Consider the following 2,817-nt stretch of genomic DNA (forward strand, 5'->3'; position numbering starts at 1 on the left):
ATGGTGTCGATGGTGGACATGGCGATCTGCATTTCGGCGAGGTTGGTATCGATCTGCTGGAAGGGGCCGGTGTTGCTGTTGGTGACCAGTTCCACGATGGCGGTGGAGGTGCCGTCGGTGAGCGTCCAGTACAGCTGCGAGCCGGTCGCGCCCATGGAGGTGGCGGCCATCACGATCACCACCGCGCGCAGCGAATCGCCCACCAGTAGCATCATCGGCTGCTGCGACTGGCCAGTGGCGAACACCACGATGACGCCTTGCCCGGAGGCAAAACGAAAAGCATGGTTGTCGAGCATAGGCAGCTGAGTCATCGGTGGTGCGCGCTCGTCACAAGGCCAGTGTCTGGGTAGGCGCGGACGGTTGAATGACCGGTGCCTGCGGCGCGATGTTCGGTGTTGGTGTAGAGGCCGCCATCGCGGAGCTTTGGGCCATCGGCGTCTGCAAGGCGGCCACGGTATCGACGGAACCAAACTTCGCCATCTCCATCGGCGATGTCGGATGCTGGGCGATGCAGACCCGGCTGCCGTTGTCGCCGAGGGCCACCTGATCGATGCGCGTCATGCCTAGCTGTTTGGCCTCGGCGGCCAGCGATGCAGCAAGGTTGAGGCGTTGCTGATCGGTGGGGCGGCCGTGCGCATCGAGGGTACGTACGCCGGCGAGTGCCTGCTCGAACAAGGCATGATCGGTTTTTTTCGGTTCGCTCAGGCCGTGCGTTGTGGCGTGCTGCCGCAGTGCCGAGTGCATGGCCTGTTGGGTCAGGGGACCGGCCTTGCCATCCACGGTGAGGTGGTGGTCGTGCTGGAAGCGTTCGACGGCATGGCGGGTGTGGATGCCGAAGTCGCCGTCCACACCTTTGGCGTCGAGATAACCCAGGCCAGCCAGTTTGGTTTGCAGGTCGTGCACGGCTTGGCCGTGGGCGCCTTGTTCGAGGGTGGAAGTTGCCTTGTCGGAAGTGTGGTTTGCCGCTTTCGTGGCGGGGCTCAGCTTGAGCGTGGCCATCGCCTCATCGAATCGTTCATTGCGGCTTTCTACCGCTTTGGCATTGTGCGGATCTTGCCCATACTTTGTGTTGTGAACAAAATTCACAAGATCGTTTCGAGTTGGCGGATTACCAGCTTGCACCGTCCCGCCGGGAAGCTTTTCCGGCTTGCCAGCAAGAAAGCCGACAAGCTGGGGACCAACAGAGCCAAATTGGTTTTCATAGTCGGCTATGGACAATTGCAGCTTGGGATCTTTACCGATGGCATCGGCAGCAGCTGGATTCTGCTTGCGTACCTGGTCTATGGCCGTGTCAACATTTCCGATCAGGCGATCCAGGTGCTGATCGGTAAACTGATCGATCTTTGCTTGCGGTATCGCCTGCAATTTTGCATCCAGCGTGTTCAGTTCCGTGCGCGACAGGCCCCCTTGCTTTGACAAATCTTGGACATCGTGTGCACTGAACCCGTTTTCCTTCAAGAACCTCTGTGCGTGGTCGTCATTGCCCACATCGAATTGCGGCACGCCGAACGAATAAGTGCTCTGTCCCTTCTCGGCGTAAGAAAAATGATTGGCCAATTTTGCGTCGCCGCCCAATTCCGCGCCCCAGAAAAGCGTGCTCAGCTGATCGCGTGTAATGCTGGTGTTGTCAGGCATGAAAAGTTCCCTTTTGCCATGCTGCTAGGGGTCAACCCCCGAAGCAGTGTTCGCGGGTGAAGTCGACCAGATTTTTGTCCGAAATATTGCCGGGATCGGCGGCCTGCAACTCGAAATGCCCGAACATGTCGTCGTCACAAATTTCTACCGTCTTGCGTTGCGAGCCATACTGCAGGGTGCAGATTCCGCCAAAACTGTTGTTACTTCCGACTGTTCCGACCGGTAAATTGACCAGCCGGCTGCAACTGACGATCGTTCCGGAATGCTTCGCCTGCGCGAGAGACTGATTGAACGAATGAATCCGGACGCTTGGGTCGCGATACGCCACCACATTGACGCAATCGGTGCCGCCAGCTGGTACTTGGCAAGACAATTTGTTGATGATGTCCTTCTCGTTGCGTGCCAGCACATCAATGCGAGCCGTATAAGCTTGCTGCAGGCAGGCCTCGTCCTGGCAGATGTTTCGGGTGTAGGTAATCCAGTGACGCTGTTCTTCGATCAGTGCCTTCTTGCTGGATGGAGCAACCGCAACCAGCGCCGCCTTGTAGGCTTGTTGCAACTTGTCGTCCAGTGCGGACGTTTGGGCGTCCTTGCAGATCAGCGTTTCGGTTGCGCTGGTGGCCTTGCTGCAATCGAAGCTGGCGGCGATGGCGCGAGGCGCCCCTGTGAAAAGAAGTGCACCAAAAGCACAGACGAGAAGGGGCAGTTTCATGGTGGGCATGGCTATTGATCCGTATGGGCCAGTGGCATGCGGAGTAGCGGGAGGCATCTGGCGGTATTCGCAATGCCCGGCCGCCATGGCCTCCATCCATTTGTCGGGGGTCAGCCGGAAGCGCGCGTGCCGTACTCGGCGATGATGGTAGCGAGGATGCCGGAGTTCTGGCCCTGGCTGCCTTGGCATTGGGACAGCCACTGCTCGCGGTTCGCGGCGGTGGCGGGCCAGTCAATGCCTTCTTCGTCGTAGATGTACAGGCTGGGGGAAAAGAACGCCTGGACCGGGGCGGTGCATCCCTGGACATTGTTCTTACCCTGGGTCTTGCCGGCCATGCAGAGGAAGCTGGCGCAGACGTTGTCCTGGGCGTGTACCGGGGCCGTGGCCAAGCTGGTGATGGCGCCGAGGGCAACGGTGGCGAAAAGGGCGTGAAGTTTCATGACATGTCTCCTGGTTCATTCCGTTGCAGG

The 2,817-nt window shown here is 59.1% G+C and carries 3 protein-coding genes and 1 pseudogene; all 4 read right to left on the reverse strand.

Annotation, left to right across the window (positions count from 1 at the left end):
• Positions 1-311 (reverse strand): annotated as a pseudogene (locus tag IHE49_RS18295) (hypothetical protein); the annotation flags it as partial.
• A 16-nt stretch (positions 312-327) separates the two neighbouring features.
• Complete coding sequence (locus IHE49_RS18300) at positions 328-1,635, reverse strand: peptidoglycan-binding domain-containing protein (protein ID WP_192160641.1); 1,308 nt, start codon at positions 1,633-1,635, stop codon at positions 328-330.
• Positions 1,636-1,666: 31 nt separating this feature from the next.
• Positions 1,667-2,356 carry a lysozyme inhibitor LprI family protein gene (locus IHE49_RS18305; RefSeq protein ID WP_225578565.1) on the reverse strand — a complete coding sequence of 230 codons (690 nt, stop codon included), beginning with the start codon at positions 2,354-2,356 and terminating at the stop codon, positions 1,667-1,669.
• A gap of 101 nt (positions 2,357-2,457) precedes the next feature.
• Complete coding sequence (locus IHE49_RS18310; protein WP_192160643.1) at positions 2,458-2,787, reverse strand: hypothetical protein; 330 nt, start codon at positions 2,785-2,787, stop codon at positions 2,458-2,460.
• Between the last annotated feature and the right edge of the window lie 30 nt (positions 2,788-2,817).

It is taken from the genome of Rhodanobacter sp. 7MK24 (assembly GCF_014842995.1).
In the GTDB taxonomy this organism is placed as follows: Bacteria; Pseudomonadota; Gammaproteobacteria; order Xanthomonadales; family Rhodanobacteraceae; genus Rhodanobacter_A.

Coding starts and splice junctions, on each gene's coding strand:
- IHE49_RS18305 (WP_225578565.1), bottom strand. CDS start 2,356: ATGCCCACCATGAAACTGCCCCTTCTCGTCTGTGCTTTTGGTGCACTT.
- IHE49_RS18310 (WP_192160643.1), bottom strand. CDS start 2,787: ATGAAACTTCACGCCCTTTTCGCCACCGTTGCCCTCGGCGCCATCACC.
- IHE49_RS18300 (WP_192160641.1), bottom strand. CDS start 1,635: ATGCCTGACAACACCAGCATTACACGCGATCAGCTGAGCACGCTTTTC.